At 33.5% G+C, this 15,967-nt stretch carries 18 protein-coding genes and 1 pseudogene; 3 read left to right on the top strand and 16 right to left on the bottom strand.

What is annotated here, in order from left to right:
- Positions 1 to 80: 80 nt before the first annotated feature.
- From HMPREF9171_RS104095 to HMPREF9171_RS104165, 16 genes and pseudogenes are all read right to left on the bottom strand, one after another.
- On the bottom strand, positions 81 to 1,235 hold the full coding sequence (locus tag HMPREF9171_RS104095; protein WP_000275842.1) for a tyrosine-type recombinase/integrase: 1,155 nt from the start codon (positions 1,233 to 1,235) through the stop codon (positions 81 to 83).
- 12 nt (positions 1,236 to 1,247) lie between these two features.
- Positions 1,248 to 1,433, bottom strand: a complete 186-nt coding sequence (locus HMPREF9171_RS104100) for a DUF3173 family protein (protein WP_000415722.1) — start codon at positions 1,431 to 1,433, stop codon at positions 1,248 to 1,250.
- A 139-nt stretch (positions 1,434 to 1,572) separates the two neighbouring features.
- Positions 1,573 to 2,673, bottom strand: coding sequence for a phage tail tip lysozyme (locus HMPREF9171_RS104105; protein ID WP_000727125.1), 1,101 nt, complete (start codon positions 2,671 to 2,673; stop codon positions 1,573 to 1,575).
- A 16-nt stretch (positions 2,674 to 2,689) separates the two neighbouring features.
- The gene (locus HMPREF9171_RS104110) at positions 2,690 to 2,914 is read right to left on the bottom strand and encodes a hypothetical protein (protein ID WP_001020816.1); all 225 of its coding nucleotides are present in this window, start codon (positions 2,912 to 2,914) and stop codon (positions 2,690 to 2,692) included.
- The gene (locus HMPREF9171_RS104115) at positions 2,914 to 4,815 is read right to left on the bottom strand and encodes a hypothetical protein (RefSeq protein ID WP_001154549.1); all 1,902 of its coding nucleotides are present in this window, start codon (positions 4,813 to 4,815) and stop codon (positions 2,914 to 2,916) included. Before HMPREF9171_RS104115 ends, HMPREF9171_RS104110 begins: the two co-directional genes overlap by 1 nt.
- A 12-nt stretch (positions 4,816 to 4,827) precedes the next feature.
- Positions 4,828 to 7,331: pseudogene (locus tag HMPREF9171_RS01000000113070) on the bottom strand (ATP-binding protein).
- 11 nt (positions 7,332 to 7,342) lie between these two features.
- The gene (locus HMPREF9171_RS104120) at positions 7,343 to 7,753 is read right to left on the bottom strand and encodes a conjugal transfer protein (RefSeq protein WP_000180565.1); all 411 of its coding nucleotides are present in this window, start codon (positions 7,751 to 7,753) and stop codon (positions 7,343 to 7,345) included.
- Positions 7,754 to 7,757: 4 nt separating this feature from the next.
- Positions 7,758 to 7,982 (bottom strand): hypothetical protein, encoded by a 225-nt coding sequence (locus HMPREF9171_RS104125; RefSeq protein ID WP_001098130.1) that lies wholly within the window; start codon positions 7,980 to 7,982, stop codon positions 7,758 to 7,760.
- Between the two features lie 5 nt (positions 7,983 to 7,987).
- On the bottom strand, positions 7,988 to 8,965 hold the full coding sequence (locus HMPREF9171_RS104130) for a conjugal transfer protein (protein ID WP_000809300.1): 978 nt from the start codon (positions 8,963 to 8,965) through the stop codon (positions 7,988 to 7,990).
- Between the two features lie 9 nt (positions 8,966 to 8,974).
- Positions 8,975 to 9,532: a hypothetical protein gene (locus HMPREF9171_RS104135; protein WP_000584431.1), complete on the bottom strand. Its 558-nt coding sequence runs from the start codon at positions 9,530 to 9,532 to the stop codon at positions 8,975 to 8,977.
- Positions 9,529 to 9,759, bottom strand: a complete 231-nt coding sequence (locus HMPREF9171_RS104140) for a hypothetical protein (protein WP_000456038.1) — start codon at positions 9,757 to 9,759, stop codon at positions 9,529 to 9,531. The genes HMPREF9171_RS104135 and HMPREF9171_RS104140 overlap by 4 nt, the downstream gene beginning before the upstream one ends.
- Positions 9,760 to 9,769: 10 nt before the next feature.
- Complete coding sequence (locus tag HMPREF9171_RS104145) at positions 9,770 to 11,005, bottom strand: replication initiation factor domain-containing protein (RefSeq protein WP_000375485.1); 1,236 nt, start codon at positions 11,003 to 11,005, stop codon at positions 9,770 to 9,772.
- Between the two features lie 211 nt (positions 11,006 to 11,216).
- Positions 11,217 to 12,884 (bottom strand): FtsK/SpoIIIE domain-containing protein, encoded by a 1,668-nt coding sequence (locus HMPREF9171_RS104150; RefSeq protein WP_001236330.1) that lies wholly within the window; start codon positions 12,882 to 12,884, stop codon positions 11,217 to 11,219.
- A 15-nt stretch (positions 12,885 to 12,899) separates the two neighbouring features.
- Positions 12,900 to 13,355, bottom strand: coding sequence for a hypothetical protein (locus HMPREF9171_RS104155; RefSeq protein WP_001062570.1), 456 nt, complete (start codon positions 13,353 to 13,355; stop codon positions 12,900 to 12,902).
- 20 nt (positions 13,356 to 13,375) lie between these two features.
- Positions 13,376 to 13,672 carry a hypothetical protein gene (locus HMPREF9171_RS104160; protein ID WP_000611954.1) on the bottom strand — a complete coding sequence of 99 codons (297 nt, stop codon included), beginning with the start codon at positions 13,670 to 13,672 and terminating at the stop codon, positions 13,376 to 13,378.
- Between the two features lie 36 nt (positions 13,673 to 13,708).
- Positions 13,709 to 13,954 carry a hypothetical protein gene (locus tag HMPREF9171_RS104165; protein WP_000205113.1) on the bottom strand — a complete coding sequence of 82 codons (246 nt, stop codon included), beginning with the start codon at positions 13,952 to 13,954 and terminating at the stop codon, positions 13,709 to 13,711.
- A 587-nt stretch (positions 13,955 to 14,541) separates the two neighbouring features.
- On the opposite strand from HMPREF9171_RS104165, the gene relB (HMPREF9171_RS104170) reads away from it, so the two are divergent.
- The 3 genes from relB (HMPREF9171_RS104170) to HMPREF9171_RS104180 form a co-directional block, all read left to right on the top strand.
- Positions 14,542 to 14,895 carry a type II toxin-antitoxin system RelB family anti-toxin gene (relB, locus tag HMPREF9171_RS104170; RefSeq protein WP_000395810.1) on the top strand — a complete coding sequence of 118 codons (354 nt, stop codon included), beginning with the start codon at positions 14,542 to 14,544 and terminating at the stop codon, positions 14,893 to 14,895.
- A 76-nt stretch (positions 14,896 to 14,971) separates the two neighbouring features.
- A complete protein-coding gene (gene relB, locus HMPREF9171_RS104175) occupies positions 14,972 to 15,151 on the top strand; it encodes a type II toxin-antitoxin system RelB family anti-toxin (protein WP_000768128.1) in 180 nt (59 codons plus the stop codon).
- 215 nt (positions 15,152 to 15,366) lie between these two features.
- The coding region (locus HMPREF9171_RS104180) for an ImmA/IrrE family metallo-endopeptidase (protein WP_029776392.1) at positions 15,367 to 15,967 on the top strand (601 nt) is incomplete at its 3' end.

The raw sequence follows: 15,967 nt of genomic DNA, 5'->3' as shown, positions 1-15,967 counted from the left end.
AGTATAGCGTAGATGAAAGTCCTATTAAATAGGGCTTTTTTGCTACCTTTTTTATTTTCTTTCCCAAAATCTTTCCCAAATTATATTTTATTCATAATTTCCTCAACTACTTTGAACTCTTTATCAATTTTTTCAGTCATTGTATGTCCATATACTTCTATTAGCATTTGAATATCTTTGTGTCCCAATATTTTGGCTACCACTCCCATGTCTATGTTTTTATGGAGTAAATATGATCCATAAGTGTGTCGAAGTCCTTTGGTTGTAATTAGTGGTTCAATTTTGAGTTCTTTCAGTATTTTTTTTAAGGCTTTGTTTACAGTAGCTACCGAGGGTATTCCATGTTCTAGTCCGTAGTGGAAGAAGAGAAAGTTTTCTGTGTTTTTTATCTTTAGGACTGAATTTATTCTTTTCCTTTCTATTATCATTTTCGATAAGACTTCTATTGTTTTCTTATCTATTGGTACGTATCTTTTTGAAGACTCATTTTTGGCTTTTGTCCATTTCCAACTTGACGTATTGTACCTTTTATCAGTGTGTATGTAGTATTCTTCAAAGTTTGAATCATTATCTAATAATCCTATAGCTTCTCCATATCTCATACCAGTTTTTGCTATTGTATAGATAATATAGTTTACGATGGAGTCTTCATAATTTAAGTTATTTTCCAGATACTTTATTAACTTCTGATAATCTTCAACTTTATGTATGTACTTATCTTCTGGTTTTTGTCCTTCTTTACCTGCAAACAATTCTACATTACTTGTAAAATCATCAATTACAATCTTATCTAATTGTGCTAATTTTATTGTTTTTCTAATAACTGAATTTATCCTACTTAGGTAATCATATCCAACTGTTTCACCATAGATATTCATAATTCTTTGGTATTGACTTGCTTTAATTTCAACAATCGGTCTATCACCAAAGAGACGTTTGATTGTTTCTCCATATGTTTGATAATTCTTTTTTGTTTCTTGAGATATTTTTTTCTTTGGAAGAATTTTTAAATCATACCATGTTTGAAACCACTCATAAAGCGAAGTATGTCTATCTAGTGTATATCCTTGCCTTAGTTTTTGTTGAATTTCTAAAGCAGCATTTTCGGCTTCTCTTTTACTATTAAAACCTGATTGACATGCGACTGTTCTTCCTTTATTATCCCTAATTTCAAAATAAAACTTTTTTGATTTTTTACTTTTTCTCACACGTGGATTGAATTGTGGTATATACAAGAAAGAACCTCCTCAAAATTTCACATTAAGAATTTTTTCAACTATGCTAATTGGTACAGCTCCCAGTCGTCTATTGTCGTAAAATTTAAAGCCTTGACTAACTAGAGTAATTTTAGCTTCATGAATTACTTTTCTAGCTGTTCCTTCTTTTAAGCCCTGCTCTATTAAATCATCTTTAGTGATAAGTGATTTTTCCATGTTTTTCCTCCTTAAAAATAAAAAAGGAAGCAAGCTGGTGCTTACTTCCGTGGAGATTATGAAAAAGAAAAGTTTTAGGATAATTATATTATAGCATATAGCATCTTAAACTTATCTTAATCATAAATAGTAGTTTAAATCATTTTACTGCAAAGCTATAGTAGCTTTGTGGTGATAAAACTTGATAGTGTGGTTTGTCTTGAGTGTGATTATAATTACATTCTGATATTAGAAATGTACCGTCTTTATTGACAGCTTCAACAAAGGCAACGTGTCCGTATTGTGCTAATGTTTCTCCATATCCTCCTTTTACTGACATAACCGCACCGACTTGTGGTGAGTTACTTTGTTTCCAACCTTTTGAGACAAGTGCTGAAGCCCAATCTTGCCCATTACCATTATTATTGTAAATAGCAGGATCAGTACAAATACCTGTCTCAATTAGTCTATTGCAAACATACCAAGTACATTGACCAGTAGGATAAGAGTTTCCTCCTTGTGTGGTGACGCTTTTGGAAGTTGGTTGTCCGTATTTTAGTTTACCATTATATTCACTTGGAAAATCAAAGGAGGATAGTAGTGTTCCTTTAGATAATCCAGTGTTACCCGAAAAAGCTATTGTTGTTTTACTGTTTTTTAATGTTCCATTGAAGATGTTATACCATTTTCGGGCATTCACTTTGAGTTGGTCAGCTTTAGTTTGTCCATCAGATAAAGCAACTCCCTCATAATGTTCAGACCAATAGAGACTTGCTTCTCCCGCATCACTAGCTGACTGCATTTTACTTTTGACATTTGCATAAGCGCCACTAAGTTCAGTAGACATTAATTTTAATTCTACTTGAGATTCTAGTGCTCTTTGTGGAGCAGAAGCCCAGCGATTACCATTGACTGAACTTGACCACCCAGACCATTGGAAATAACCTGCCACCCCTCCACTAGTATTAATAGCTTTAGGGTCAAAGCCACTTTCCCGTTCAGCTACTGCAAGACTTCCGGCACTGCCAGCTAGAGAAAAGCCCTCGTGAGAGAGTTGATAATTAAGAATTTGAATGACGTCTTTAGCACGTTCTTCAGAAATATTGGCTTTATTGGCCACCTCTTTGGCTGTCAAGGAAGTTTCTTGTCCATTTTGAGAAGTTGTAGTATCATCAGACAGATTTCCTGCAATAAGTATCAGTAAAGTAGCTGGTAGAAGAAAAGGAAGTAATAACCCTAAAATGAGTATTTTTTTCTTCATTGGCTTACCTCAGATATTAGTGCTTTAGGTAGACTGTAAAAATCAGATCATCAAATCGCCACTTAGCATCTAATACTACGGGATAAGAGCGACAAATATCGATGATTGTTGAAGCTTCCTTATCAGTAATTGGAAATAAGACGAGAAAGTCCAATGACCTCTCATTATTTTGATAGGCTTCATAAACATTATTTTCAATAATAGGTTTTAAAGCTCTTTTAGAATTGATATGGATATTCATTAAAGTTCACCTCTTAATCGTTTGAGTTCTTCTGTTAAACGTTCCTTTCTTTTTAAATTTGCTCGTAGCTTGTTATCTCTAGTCAAAGTCTTTCGGAAGTTTTTGGTAAATGCATTAGAACCTTGTGCCTTATACATAGCTTCATTGTCCTTATAATCTTCTAAACGTTTTTCAAGATGGTTAATACGTCTTTTAGTAAGTGGTGATATTCGTTTTTCTTTTAACGATTTAAATTCTTCCTCTAGATTTAGTGAGGACGTTGACATATTATTTTCTTTTGTGAGCTCCTCTGTTAGTAATTGTGGTTCTTTAAAGGTTGCTGAAGTTTCAGGAATATCCTCTTGGTTAGGAGTTATTGAATTGCTATTTTTATCTTCTTGTTGTTGAGGTTGTAGATTTGTTTCATGCTCACTGTCTAAATTAGGATTGTGTGGCGTTTCTTCAGGTTTTGCTTTAGAAAAATAATCTTTTGCATTTTTTAAATGGGATAGAGAATTAATAACTGCACCAGATGCTAAACCACTGGAAGCTAAGGCGAAGTTTCCAAGATTTTGAGCTGTAGAAAATCCCTTATTAGGAACTTGTTGAATTATTTCTTTACCAGAAGTTAACTTATCTTGAACAGAATGACCAATATTATCCATTTTTAGTCTAGCCCTGGATCCAAGGATAATTCCTATAAGTTCACCTTTATATTTCCAAAGATAATAATAGATTAAGGCTTTGACAATGACGACTACCATAAGTTTAAAAAGTAATGCAAAGACTACAAGAGAAGCAAAGCCTTTGATGGTATTGTCAAAACCAGAGGTCATCATATTTTCAATGATTTTTTCTAAATAAAAAATTATTAAGGTAAGAAGACTTGTAATAGCAGGAAAGGCTAAACCACCCATCATTACTTTTAGGACTCCAAAAATAATATCTTGCATGCGAGGAATAAAGGAAATTAATAAAGCTATTGGAAAGAGCAACATCATTATTAAAACTAGTAGCTGAGCAATGACATTTAGAATTTGCACAAGGATAATTGGAATAGCAATGACAATAGCTTCAACGATTTTAAAGATAACATAGAAACACTTGATAAAAAGATAATCATAGACAGCTGATACCCAGCGGTCTTTTTCACCATCTTCATCCGCATTATTACCTAGTTCCTCTAGATAATTCTTTCGGTCGCTATTTTTAACTTTTGTAAAAGTATTCCCATTTAATTGACCGAGTACTTTTGAGTCATCGAATTTTTCTTCTTTACCTGTTTGGCTGTTGACATATTTTCCGTTTTCTTGACCAGTGTTTACGAAGAGGTAAGCAGTGTAGGAAGTTTCTGCGATATAACTATCTGCCATTGAATCGCCGATTTTTAACTCTTTACCATCACCATAGGAAACCGAGATATTTGAAATTTTTTGAGTGACTGTTTTAGAGATATTATCAATAGTATCAAGAAGATAAAGCCCACCTGAAGTTGATGCTACTGTTCCAAAGTAAGAGAATCCAAGAATAAGTACAACACAAACATGAATGACTTTTCTCATGAAGTTTCCTTTTGAGAAAAAGAACTGATAAAAGAGATAAAAAGCAATGATACTAATTAGAAGGCCGATTAGTGATTGATTGGCTAATCCATCAGAAGTAGATCCCGTAAAACCTTGCCACATAGATTTACCAGCTTGATAAACATAAGTCTTGTAATTATTGTATAGGTTAATCTTTTCGAGAATTCGCATAAGAAGTGAGAAGAATCCAACAACAAGATTAAGAATGAAGAATAATAAATTAACGAAGATTTCATTAAATGCAACAATGACAGAGGTTTCGACAGATGAGGTTTTTTCCAAATAGGCTTTTAAGGCAAAGATATCAACGCCTTTTAGCTTTTCAAAAGCTTCTTGCATGAATATCCCTCCTTATAATGCGTATTTATTTTCAAGACTTGAAGAAACAGTTGCTTTCATTGGTTTTAAAAGCATATCAATATCTTCAAATAGGTTATGGACAGAAATCATATTGAGATTGCCGTAAACATCATAGTAGAGGCACTGTCCTGAAATCATATTGTCAATCCATTCTAAATTTTGTTCAGTAGGTTCTAGTCCAACGTGTCTTAAAATATCTTCACGTTCAGATTTTTCATAAAAAGCAAAAATAGTACCGAAACCTGTTGTGTCGTCATCATTTTCAGCGTCATGAACAGATTGGGTAATAAGTGCTAAGGTATTATTTTTAGATCGTCCAATACGTCTCATATTTTTAATAACGGCTTGCCCTTCAGCTGATTTCATTAAAATCCATGCTTCATCAAAGAATTCAAGAGTATCTTCATTTTCGTGACGTTCACCAAAGTGAGTACAAAAAGCTCCTAAAGCAAACATTAGGGCGACTGAATTTCGTTCATGGTCAGATATTTTAGAAGCATCAGTTTTAGGAAGTTTTAAATTAGCAACTTCAAGAACGGTTACCTGAGATTCATAATTTAATCCTTTTGTTGTACCATCTGAAAAAGCTAACTCAAGAATAGAATTATGAACGATAGAGGTTAAATAACGCCCGACAGAAGCGATTTGCTCGCTATCACTGTTTTTAAGAGCTTTAAGAACATGTTTAAAACCGACTGTTTGTCCAGCTTGTCGTTTGTTAACAATATCATTAATCGTTTCAGTAATGGCTGTTTTTTGATCCATAGAGACATTCTCAACTGCTTGAAGAAGAAACTCTAGCATATTTTTAGCAACTTCAACGGCTTGTTCTTTGTCTAGGACTACAATAGGGTCTAAAACTCCGTGATTTGATTCTAGTGAGCTATCTAAGGTAACAAAGTTAAAAGCTTCAATTTGATGTTTTCGTTCTGGATAATGTTTCTCAAATTCAGGATTTGAAATAATCTCTTGATAATGATGGCGTAGCTCTCGCTTAGGGTCAATATAAAGAGTTTTAACATTTTGAAGTGCAACACTTAAAAAAATGATTTGTGCTAAAAATGATTTTCCTTGTCCAGTGGCTCCAGTAATAATGATATGAGGGTTCTTGGTAATCTTACCTGCAATATCTTCTTTATTCCCAACAGTAGGATTAAAAAGGACGATGTTTTTGGAAGCCTGTATGGCTTTTTGTAGATTGTCCCACCGTCCTGTCCAGTTATCAACTCGTCCAATGTACCAGCCAATGCGATTACCAGAAGTTGTATTAGTGAATGGCATTAACTCGGCAAAACCTCGACTAGTGACTAAATGTGTCCAAGTACGAGTTTTCTTTTGAAGTTTTTGCCCATAAAGTAGAGCTTGAAATAGATAAGGAGCATCATGACTTGCTTCACTAATTTCAACCCCCATATCATCAAAATAATTTAAAACAACTTGACGTCGACTTCGTAATTGGGAGAGTGAAGAAGCAGATACAATAAGATAAGCGCCATATTCAATAATGTCTTCCTTATTTCCGACTTTTTTCATAAGGTCTTTTAAAGATAAAGCACCTGTAATAATTTCATCTTGTTGAACAGTGTTTGTGTTATCAGCTTCTTCCATAATGTTAAGAAAGCGTGTGTTTGACCGTCCCATTTTACCTTTTATTTTATTACGATCAATGAATTCTGCTTTAATTCGTAATTCGACAGGAAAATTCAAGCGTTGAATGAATTCTCCGAGGTGGAACCCATTAAAAATAGTACTAAACTTACCAACGGGTAAAATGGTGATAAACGATGTTCCATAAGGACTCTCTAGTTTTAGAAATCCACTTTTGAGAACTTTGATGAGTGTATCTGTGACATTGAATAAGGAGCGGTTGGCAATAACTTCTTGTTTGAGATGGGGAATATAACGTAAGTATTGCATTCGTTGATAATAGAAGAGTTCTTCGTCAGTAAGACGCTGGCATCTTAAAGTTGATAGGACTTGGTAGACAGCTGTTTCATCACTTAAATAATCGTCATACCAATTTTTTCCAGTTGTAGTTCATAACCAATACCGTTAGCTACCATTTCGGATAATTCAGAAAAGCGTTCATAAGCTAAATCTGAAATAGAACCAGACTTATCTTGCTTTCGCAAGGTAACTCCAATAACCCAATCAAACTGATAAGGGATTTCCATTTCTTGTGTTAGTTTATCAACGGAATAAGCTAATAATGTTTCCCCAAGAATACGGTTATTTGGTGCTAAAGCTTTAGAGAAGTCATTCATTTTTTCTTCTAAAAGATAATCTTTAGGAATAAGCGAAATATCAAAAGTTTTATTTTTGGCTAGTTTATTAATCGTTTGGGCAACAGTTTGTTTGTGTTTTTCTTTTTTCTCGTCATCTGTAATGGTAATAGGAGTATTTGGAATACGATAATAAGCAATGACACTTTTATCGTGACAGATGACAATATTATTATGAGTCGTCATAATAGGGTATTGTAATTTGATTGCCATGTTTCCTCCTTTCAAAGTTTTGTTTTTTCAAAAACAATTTCATCATATGTTGGTACGCGATCATTATGATAAATGGCTTTCTTATTTAAGCGAAATTCAAATAGGTAACAAAGATAATCTGCAATAAAAAGATGCATCTTTTTGCCATGTGGTTCGTATTCTGTATAAGCTTTAGCTAGTTTATAGGGAACATACCAGTAAAGTAGAAATGAAATAGAATGTGTTAGTTTTGCTAGAGGAACTAAAATAAACGATAACCCAAGTATCATGAAAACGAAGACAATTGCAAAAACAATAAAAAAGGACAGTTGCATTGGTGTAGCAAAATACCAAATACGTGTCCCTTTTTGTGTTTTTATTTCTTGAATCCAATAAGGAGCGTTTAGACCTCTAGAGTAATCATAAAGTTTTTCATTAGTCATAAGTTTAAAGTCCTGTTTCAATGCCGATTAAGCAAAGGAGCCATCCAAAGAAGCTAAGAATCTGTTGCCCCTTTGTGAGAGAGACAATAACTGAATAAAAGCCAACAACCGAAAATAGTTGAAGCCAAGAGCTATTTTTCCAAGCTTTAATGGCAAGAATAACAGCAATTGCTGTTAGAACCCAAGTACCATCACCGTGCATAAAGTTTTGTAATGAGCTAGTATTCATATGATTTATTCTCCTTTTTCAGTAGCATAATTTTGAGGAATAGTGTGAGTAAGAGACGATACGTAGTAAGATTTACCTTTTGGAATTAAAGTAAGTGTAAAGTTTTCAGAATGTGTATTTCCAGCTATTGCAAATGTAACTTGTACATAAGCGATGATTGACTTACCATTTTGTTTGAAATAAGTGTAATCAATACTTTTGAATTCAGTATCGTCAAGAACAACAAGGTTTTTAGAAATTAAGTCTAAATTATCTTGATCACTTGTATAGTTAGTGAAGAAAACATTTAGAAATTTAGTTAGTTTTTTATGAGTTGTAGTGGAAAAATTATCGGAAGCTGTTAGTTTTAAATCATCCTTTTTATCAAAAGAAGTAGCCTGATTAGAGGTTAACGTTGAAAACCAAGGAAGACCAGAAATGTAATATTTACCACCTTTTTGACCATATGGGATATTGAAACCAGTAGTAATTTCTTCGGTATTATCTCCATTCTTTTGCTTGTAAGTCACTTGATATAAAGCACTTTTATTGTTGAGGGTAATAAGTTTTGAGGATTCTAAGCTAGAAGCTGTTTTTAATTGTCCTTGTGACTTAATATCAGGTTCAAAGTTATAAAAGTTATTTAATTTTTTAGTTTGTTCTGTTTGTGTATTACCATCATCAGAAAAATTGAAGTAAGCTGAGATAAAATCGTTTAGATAGTATGATAAGCGATTATCTGTATCGCTTGAGTCAATTGTTACCGAAGTAGGTTTTGTTTGAACTGACTTTTGGAGTTTGGTCATTTTATTAGATAGTGTTATTGCTTTTAGGCATCCGATTAAACCAATTAATAAAAAGAAGCTAATGCCTGAAAGAACAAGTACGTTAGCTGTCTTTTGATTAGCTTTTATCAGTTTAGGAGAACCACGTTTTTTATCAGTTTTTTTAAATTTTGTTAGGAAGTGTTTGTAGTGTTTTAGTAATTCAGCTATTTGTTTCATAGGTCTCCTTTAAAGATTTGCGATTTCTAGGAGTTTGTTCCCTTTAGCGTAGAGTTGTTTTTGAAGTTTGTTAAGCTCACTATTGACGTAATAATAGCCTCTTAGTTCATGACGAATGGCTTCTAAAAATTCAACAGGCAGTGTTTGAGCTTCTTCAGTTTTTAGCACACTGTTCAATTCCCCAGCTTTTGTCCATGCTTCTTTGGTATTATGTTCTTTCATAAACTGCCCAAGTTCAGAAGTGATTGTTCTTACTTTCTTTTCAAGTGTACTTTTAGTTGCCATGATAAGTTCCTCCATAAAATCTTTTTGTTTTGAGTTGATAATTTGTTTAAAGATAAGTGTAAGTTGTGATGACATTTTTCTATCAATTTCAAGAATATTTCCTGATAAAGAGAAATAGGCATGTTGATAGTTAAATGAGTTTCCGTCACTATCAGTTGCTAATTTTCGAGCGAATGTATCATAATAAAACTGTTTGCCTTTCATTAATACAATACCAAGCTTCCAGTTTTCATTTGTACGTGGAAGATTAACAATACCTTCGTAAATCTTTTTAATAATCATTCATCTAGTAACTCCGTATATCCAAGAGAGCGAAAAATATAATCATCATCAAACCAGAGCCAGTCATTGATTTCTTCTTCTGTTGGAACTGTTCCTGAGAAGACTTCCTCACAAAGTGTCGTTAGTTGATCAGTGCCACCACGTTTACGAACAGATTCGAGTGTAGAAGCACCACCTGACCATGCTTTAAAGTGGTCAATAGAGTTCAATTCAACTTTATATTCCATATTTCCTCCTTTATTTGTTTAATAAGTGATGGGAAGCTTTAAGATTTTTTAGGATAGCTTCACCACGTTCATTGATTTCTCCACAATTTTGAATTGTTTTAAGATATTCAGTTTGCATGATTTTATCAGCCTCACTAACTAATCTTAACGAATTTGAAACTTGATACATAAGCCACTTTATTGTTCGTTCAATAGTGTAAGGTTCAGGCTTCATGCTTAGTTTTAAAGGTGCTGTTCCACCAAAAAGACGTTGCCATTTAAGGTCTGGTTGATAAGCACCATAACGGTTAATTCCATCGTAAACTTCTAGTTCATGGTTAATTACACCACGGGCAATTTCTGCTAAATCAACACCATTAATATATTCTTCGATAGCTAATTGGGCTTTTTCATTGGCAAACCGTAACTCGTAGCGATTCCAAATACCAAAAATCTCCAAGGATTCTTCCAAGGAGATTTGTTCAGCTTTAGCTAATTCATAACGTTTTTCATAGAAGTTGAAGTAGAGGTTACTTTGACGACTTCCAAAATAGATGGAAATTCCTTGGTTCCCTTCTTTATCTTCAATCTCTTGTAAACTACCACCTCCAATGTGGTTCCAATTTCTTAAGGTATGACAAATAACTTCGTGATTATAAACCTTGGTAATCATATCTGATAAGAGGAATTGTTCTTCTTCACGGTCATTTCCTAAATACCGTTCATCGATTGCAATATCAAGTCGTTTGACTCGCATATCAGGTATGTCATAGGATATTTTTTGAAGAAGTTTTTGCCATGTAAGATGGTATGTTTCAAGAATAAGTTCCATTTCTCGACAACCTTGACCAGATAGTTGTAAAGTTATTTGGTAATTTCCTGTTTCGACTTTATCAAAAAAGTCAAATATCCAAATATTTCCTCGTTTCCACAGATGAGTGTAATTAAGAAGTCTAGTTTCAGATTCGGTAAATTCCTTTAACTCACAATGAAGATAGGTATGACAAAAATGTTTTAAATCACGAATTGTCATAAAAGTAATTCTTAAGTAGTCAATGTGTACTTCTAGTCGTTCTTTATCAGCTTCTTTCAGATATCCTAATCGGTATTTAAATTCTCGAAATTTATCAAGACTTAAACCACGTGAGCCATCTTCATAGCTTCTATAGGTGCGATGACTAATTCCAATACTCTTAGCAAATTCTTTTTGGGTCATTCCTGTTTTTTTGCGAAACTTTTTCAGCATAACAGGATTTAATCTATCCATTCATTGAATTCCCTCCAATCTATCAGTAGGTGACACACTTTTTGGGCAAAAGTGACACAGTTCTCAAAACTTGTAAAACCTTGATACCATTGGCATTAGGGCGGTTGGCTTTCGCTATTTTGAAATCTGCTACCCCCCTATTAGAATAGCGGGGGTTAAAACACGTCATGGACTAGAACTTCGAGACTTCGGGACTTCGCCTGAACTCTGTTCAGGCTTGCCCTTGCTCTTGTTCTAGTCCATGACGACTTAAGCACGTTTCAACTGCTTGTGCATAGGAGCTGCATCCGCCATGATAAGTTTCTAAAGCTTCAAGAAGGAGCCCCTCTTGTTTTGGTGTTACTACTAAAGAATTGCCGACTTTGGTAAAGCTTATTCCTCTTTCATCAAAAAGATAAGCTAATTTTCGTAATGTCTTTAAAGAAAGTTCTTTTTCTTTAGCAAAGTCAGAAAGTGATTTTGATGAAGTCTGTACATTCTTTTTTTCTTCTTGTTTATCGGGTATTTGTTTAACACCGAAGACCTCAAATTCTTCTCCTTTCATTTCTAAAACAGGAAGTTTCATAAAGGCTTCATAGAAAGAAAAGCCTTTTTCAAAAGGTACATAAGGAGAGAAAAATTCTCCAGCCAGTTCACCATTAGAAGCGATATAGCCCCGTCCCTTAACAGTTTTTCCATTGATTTTATCTAGCTTTTTAAATTCTTTATTTCGATTAGCATCTCCAAACATCATGGTGTAGCCTGTATCTTCTAAATGCCCAACCGACAAGCGTTTCATAAAGTTATCCCTTAAAGCCGTTTTGATATATTCACCATCGGGACGTTGCATAGCGAAAATGATAAACACACCTGATTGCCGTCCTTCTAGGACTAATTGGGTGAGGTATTCTGTTACTTGAGCTTGGAGGCGATAGTCGCTATCAATTTTTGCCATAAGGGCTGCCCATTCGTCAATGACAATAAATTTAGGTTTCATGCCATAGTCACTAAAACTTTTACCGATTTTGTAGTTTGGGTGATTTTGAATGGCTTGATAACGATTTTCCATGAACGTCACATTATCTTTTAGACATTGGATAATTTCTTCTTTGGTGCTAAAAACTCTTCCATGAAAAACAGGAACATCTTTCAAACCAGCTAAGTCAGCGTTTTTGGGGTCACAAAGATCAATGAAACCAACTTTAGCTAATGCCCAGACAATTGACATTAGAACAACAGTTTTCCCGCCACCAGTTCCTCCACCAATCAATAAGTGTGGTTCAGCAATATAATCCCAAAAGACATCCGCCATTAATTTCAAGGAGTGGTTATCAATGGTTACGTCTGAAATATCAATACGACTATTAATCCGATTAATACTGATATCATACTGAATAAAACGCTCATCAAAAGTTTTATTCTTAAAGTCACCGTTAAACATAACTTCTAATGTTGAACCAAGGTTGATAAAACGGTCTTGAAATTTATTCCCTTCAAGGATAAAACTGATTAAAAGGTGATAGTTAGTTTGTTTAACAAAGACTTTAGGAAGGGTAATTTTTTCAATTGCTTTTCCATCACGCTTAACAGTTTTAGAAAGATAATAGCGATTTTCTATTAAGAAATTTGCTAGAATTCTTAAGGTATTGAGACGTTTAAAGAAGAGAAACTTTTGATAACAGAGATGATGGAGTCCTAAGAGGATAAAAGCAGGAAATAGGAGCGTTATTGAAAGCTTTATGAGATAGGGGAGCGGCGTTTTTAATATCTCTTGATAGGAGATGTAGGTATAGTAAGCATTACCAAGTAAAAAAGGTAATAACATGATACTATATGTTATTACCTTAATTTTTTGATAGTATTTTCGAACCCGCCAACCACGATAGGTAAATAATCGCATATTTACCTCCTAATTTTATTTTTTAGTGTCACTTTTAACATCATTCTTAATAGGAGTTGTATCTGATTTTGCTTTTAGTTTAGAAGCATAGAGTTTGTAATTATCGTTACGTCCGATAGATGAATAGGTCACAACAATATCTTCAAGTTCCACTTCCTCACGGTATTTTAAACCAAGGTCTTCAATTTCTTGTTCACTCATATCAGCAATGGTAAAGAAAAGTGTTTCGTGTTGGACCGAAGAGTGGATACCAACCACAATTCCGCGTGCTTCACCTGTGGCGATTTGAGCATACGAACCGTCATCATTACGTTGCGTACGGTCTTCTTCATAGATAAGATCAGCGCCTTCAATCCCACGAAAAGTTAATTTTCCAAAGACTTCAGGGATATCTAATCCTTCTGTGATTACACGGTATGATTTGTCAGCGATTTGTAGTTTGTCACCATAATTTAATCCAATTTTAGCCATAAGTTAAATCCTCTTTTCTATTATTTAGATACTTTCAAGTTTTCAGCAAAGACGTTAAGAGCAGGAGCAACGTTGTTTCCATTAAGACTACGATCAGGAAGGAAGATAGGGTTCACCACTTCAACGATTGCATCTTCATCAAAGACTTGCGATAAAGCTGGGGTAATCACGTGGAAAGAGCCATGCTTTTCACTGTTTAAAATGTGACGTTGATATTTTCCAGCTTTTCCAAAAACAGTACGAGGAGCTGTTCCAAGTTTTTCATAGTAAGCTTTTCCGATAAATTCAGGGTTCATTTTTAAAGTTTCAGGAATCATAGATATTCTCCATTTCTAGTAATTAAATAAAAAGAGTCAGTGACTTAAACTGACTCTAGCAAAGTAAAATTGTTTGATTTTCCGACTGTATAAGCGGCTATAGAAATGTAATTCAGAGTAGGTATAGCCCGCTTCTTGAAATTTGTTAACTAATTGTTTGATTTCTTCCAGAGCTTCATGATAAAGACATTCTACTAATTTTGAACTATAAGCATACATCTTATAGGTAAAGATAAAATTTTGATAGTGCCGTTCAAGGACACTTCCAAAATAAGAAGTCATGTCAGACCTCCTTTCCTTTATTGTAAGAAAAAAGCCACTAGTAAAAACCAGTGGCTCATAGGTGTGTTGCTTGTTAGCAACGGTTTGAGAAAAAAGTTATTTGGTTAAAAGACTAATTTTTAAAACTAGTCTTTTACGGTGGCAACGTTTAACAAGGTGCTTTGTATCAATTACCATCGCTGTCCCAGCCAATCTGTCAGGTAGTCATTATCATGCCCGAAGGATTCTCTTACGCTTAATTAGCGAAGCCAGTTCACTTTGCTATTCGGAAAAGTGCTAAAGTCCGAAATGCGTGTAAGCCCACCAAAAAAGTTTTAAATCTTAACTTCAACCATCAATGGACTTGACTTTAAAACTCAAACACGTTACAATGAAGGTACGAAGTTTATTGTGTGGTTTGATAGTCAGGTATCTGGTTGTCAGACGCACTTTTTTATTAAATTATCAATGGACAATGCCAATTGATTAGTTGGTATTAAATTTTGCCACTTCATATAACCATTGGCTATATTTATATTATATAACTGACAGTTATATTTGTCAACGGTTTTTTGAAAAAATTTAAAAATTTTTTAAAGGACAAAACTATGGAATTTTCAGAACGCTTGAAAACATTGAGAAAACAGGCCCATTTAACACAAAAAGAAATTGCAGAAAAATTAGGTATATCTCAACCAGCATATGGTGATTGGGAACGTGGAGTAAAAATGCCTACTCACGAAAATTCTAAAAAATTAGCAAGATTATTTAATATAACTCTAGATACCTTGATGGGAAATCAGGAAGTTGATGAAGAAATTGATTTGTCAGATGTTGAAATGTTGTTTAGAACGACATCTGATGGAATGACGGAAGAAGAAAAAGCAGTCTTTCGAAAAGAGTTAATTGAATTCATGAAAGAACGTAAAAAAGCTTTTGAAAAGGATAAAAATTCTCGATAATTCTTTAGACTTTCTCTGGTTTTATTATTTCTTTTACGAATAGTAGAGTAAAAGGAATAATAGTGTGAGGAAACGTATGAAACTTAAAGAATTAAGACAAGCCAAGGGAATGACTCAAGAAGAATTAGCAAAAGTGATTGATGTCAATGTCAGATCTGTTAATCGTTGGGAAAAGGGACAAAGTGATATTTATCTACAAAAAGCAATAAAAATTGCTAGATTTTTTGAAGTAAGTTTGGATGAATTTGTTAAATAAACATAAATTTTTTAGTGGGCGAGAGTCCACTTTTTTATTTAATTAGGTCTGATGGATGATGATTCTATATGACAAAACCTTTTCTTAATTTTTGTTATACTACATATTATTTACAAAGCTATTAATACTCGATTCTAAAATAGACAACGTTTTCTAATTTTTATACAATTTAAACAATTGGAAGCTAATCAGTAATAGAATTGGAGATGTTAATTTTGAATGGAAATTATTTTAAAATTGCTAGGATAGCTAAACAAGATATTTATCAATTTATAAAGAATACGGGTGAATCATTGATAGATTATCATTTTAGTTCATACTTAAATTACTATTTGAAGCGTTACAATATCAAAATACTTGAACATCATTTTTCTTGTAGAAAAATTGAAGGCCTTACTTTGATTAATGAAGATGGGGTATCTTTTTCATATGAAAAGTATAATTCTACTGAAAAACAAAATTTTACAATGTGTCATGAATTAGGACATTTTGTTTTAGGGCATTCAGGGAAATGTTTCACAGAATTACGTGGTAAGAGTGATTCTGTAAAAGAAAGGGAAGCAAATATTTTCTCTGCTACTGTATTAATGCCAGATATTGTACTATTATCTAAAATTTTTTATCGTCAGGATAGCTTTCAGAGAGTGAAAGCAGATTTAGTAGTATCATGTGAAGCACTTATTTATAGGTTGATAAATCTATTTGTGAACTTATTACTTGATAGTAGAGATAAAGTTTATCAAGTGGTTTATCACTATTATCATGGTAATAATCAATATATTTTAGATTATTTTAGGATAGCTAAAGAAAAAATTG

The sequence above is a fragment of the Streptococcus agalactiae ATCC 13813 genome, from assembly GCF_000186445.1.
GTDB lineage: Bacteria > Bacillota > Bacilli > Lactobacillales > Streptococcaceae > Streptococcus > Streptococcus agalactiae.
This window is presented reverse-complemented; position numbering and strand designations above follow the sequence as displayed.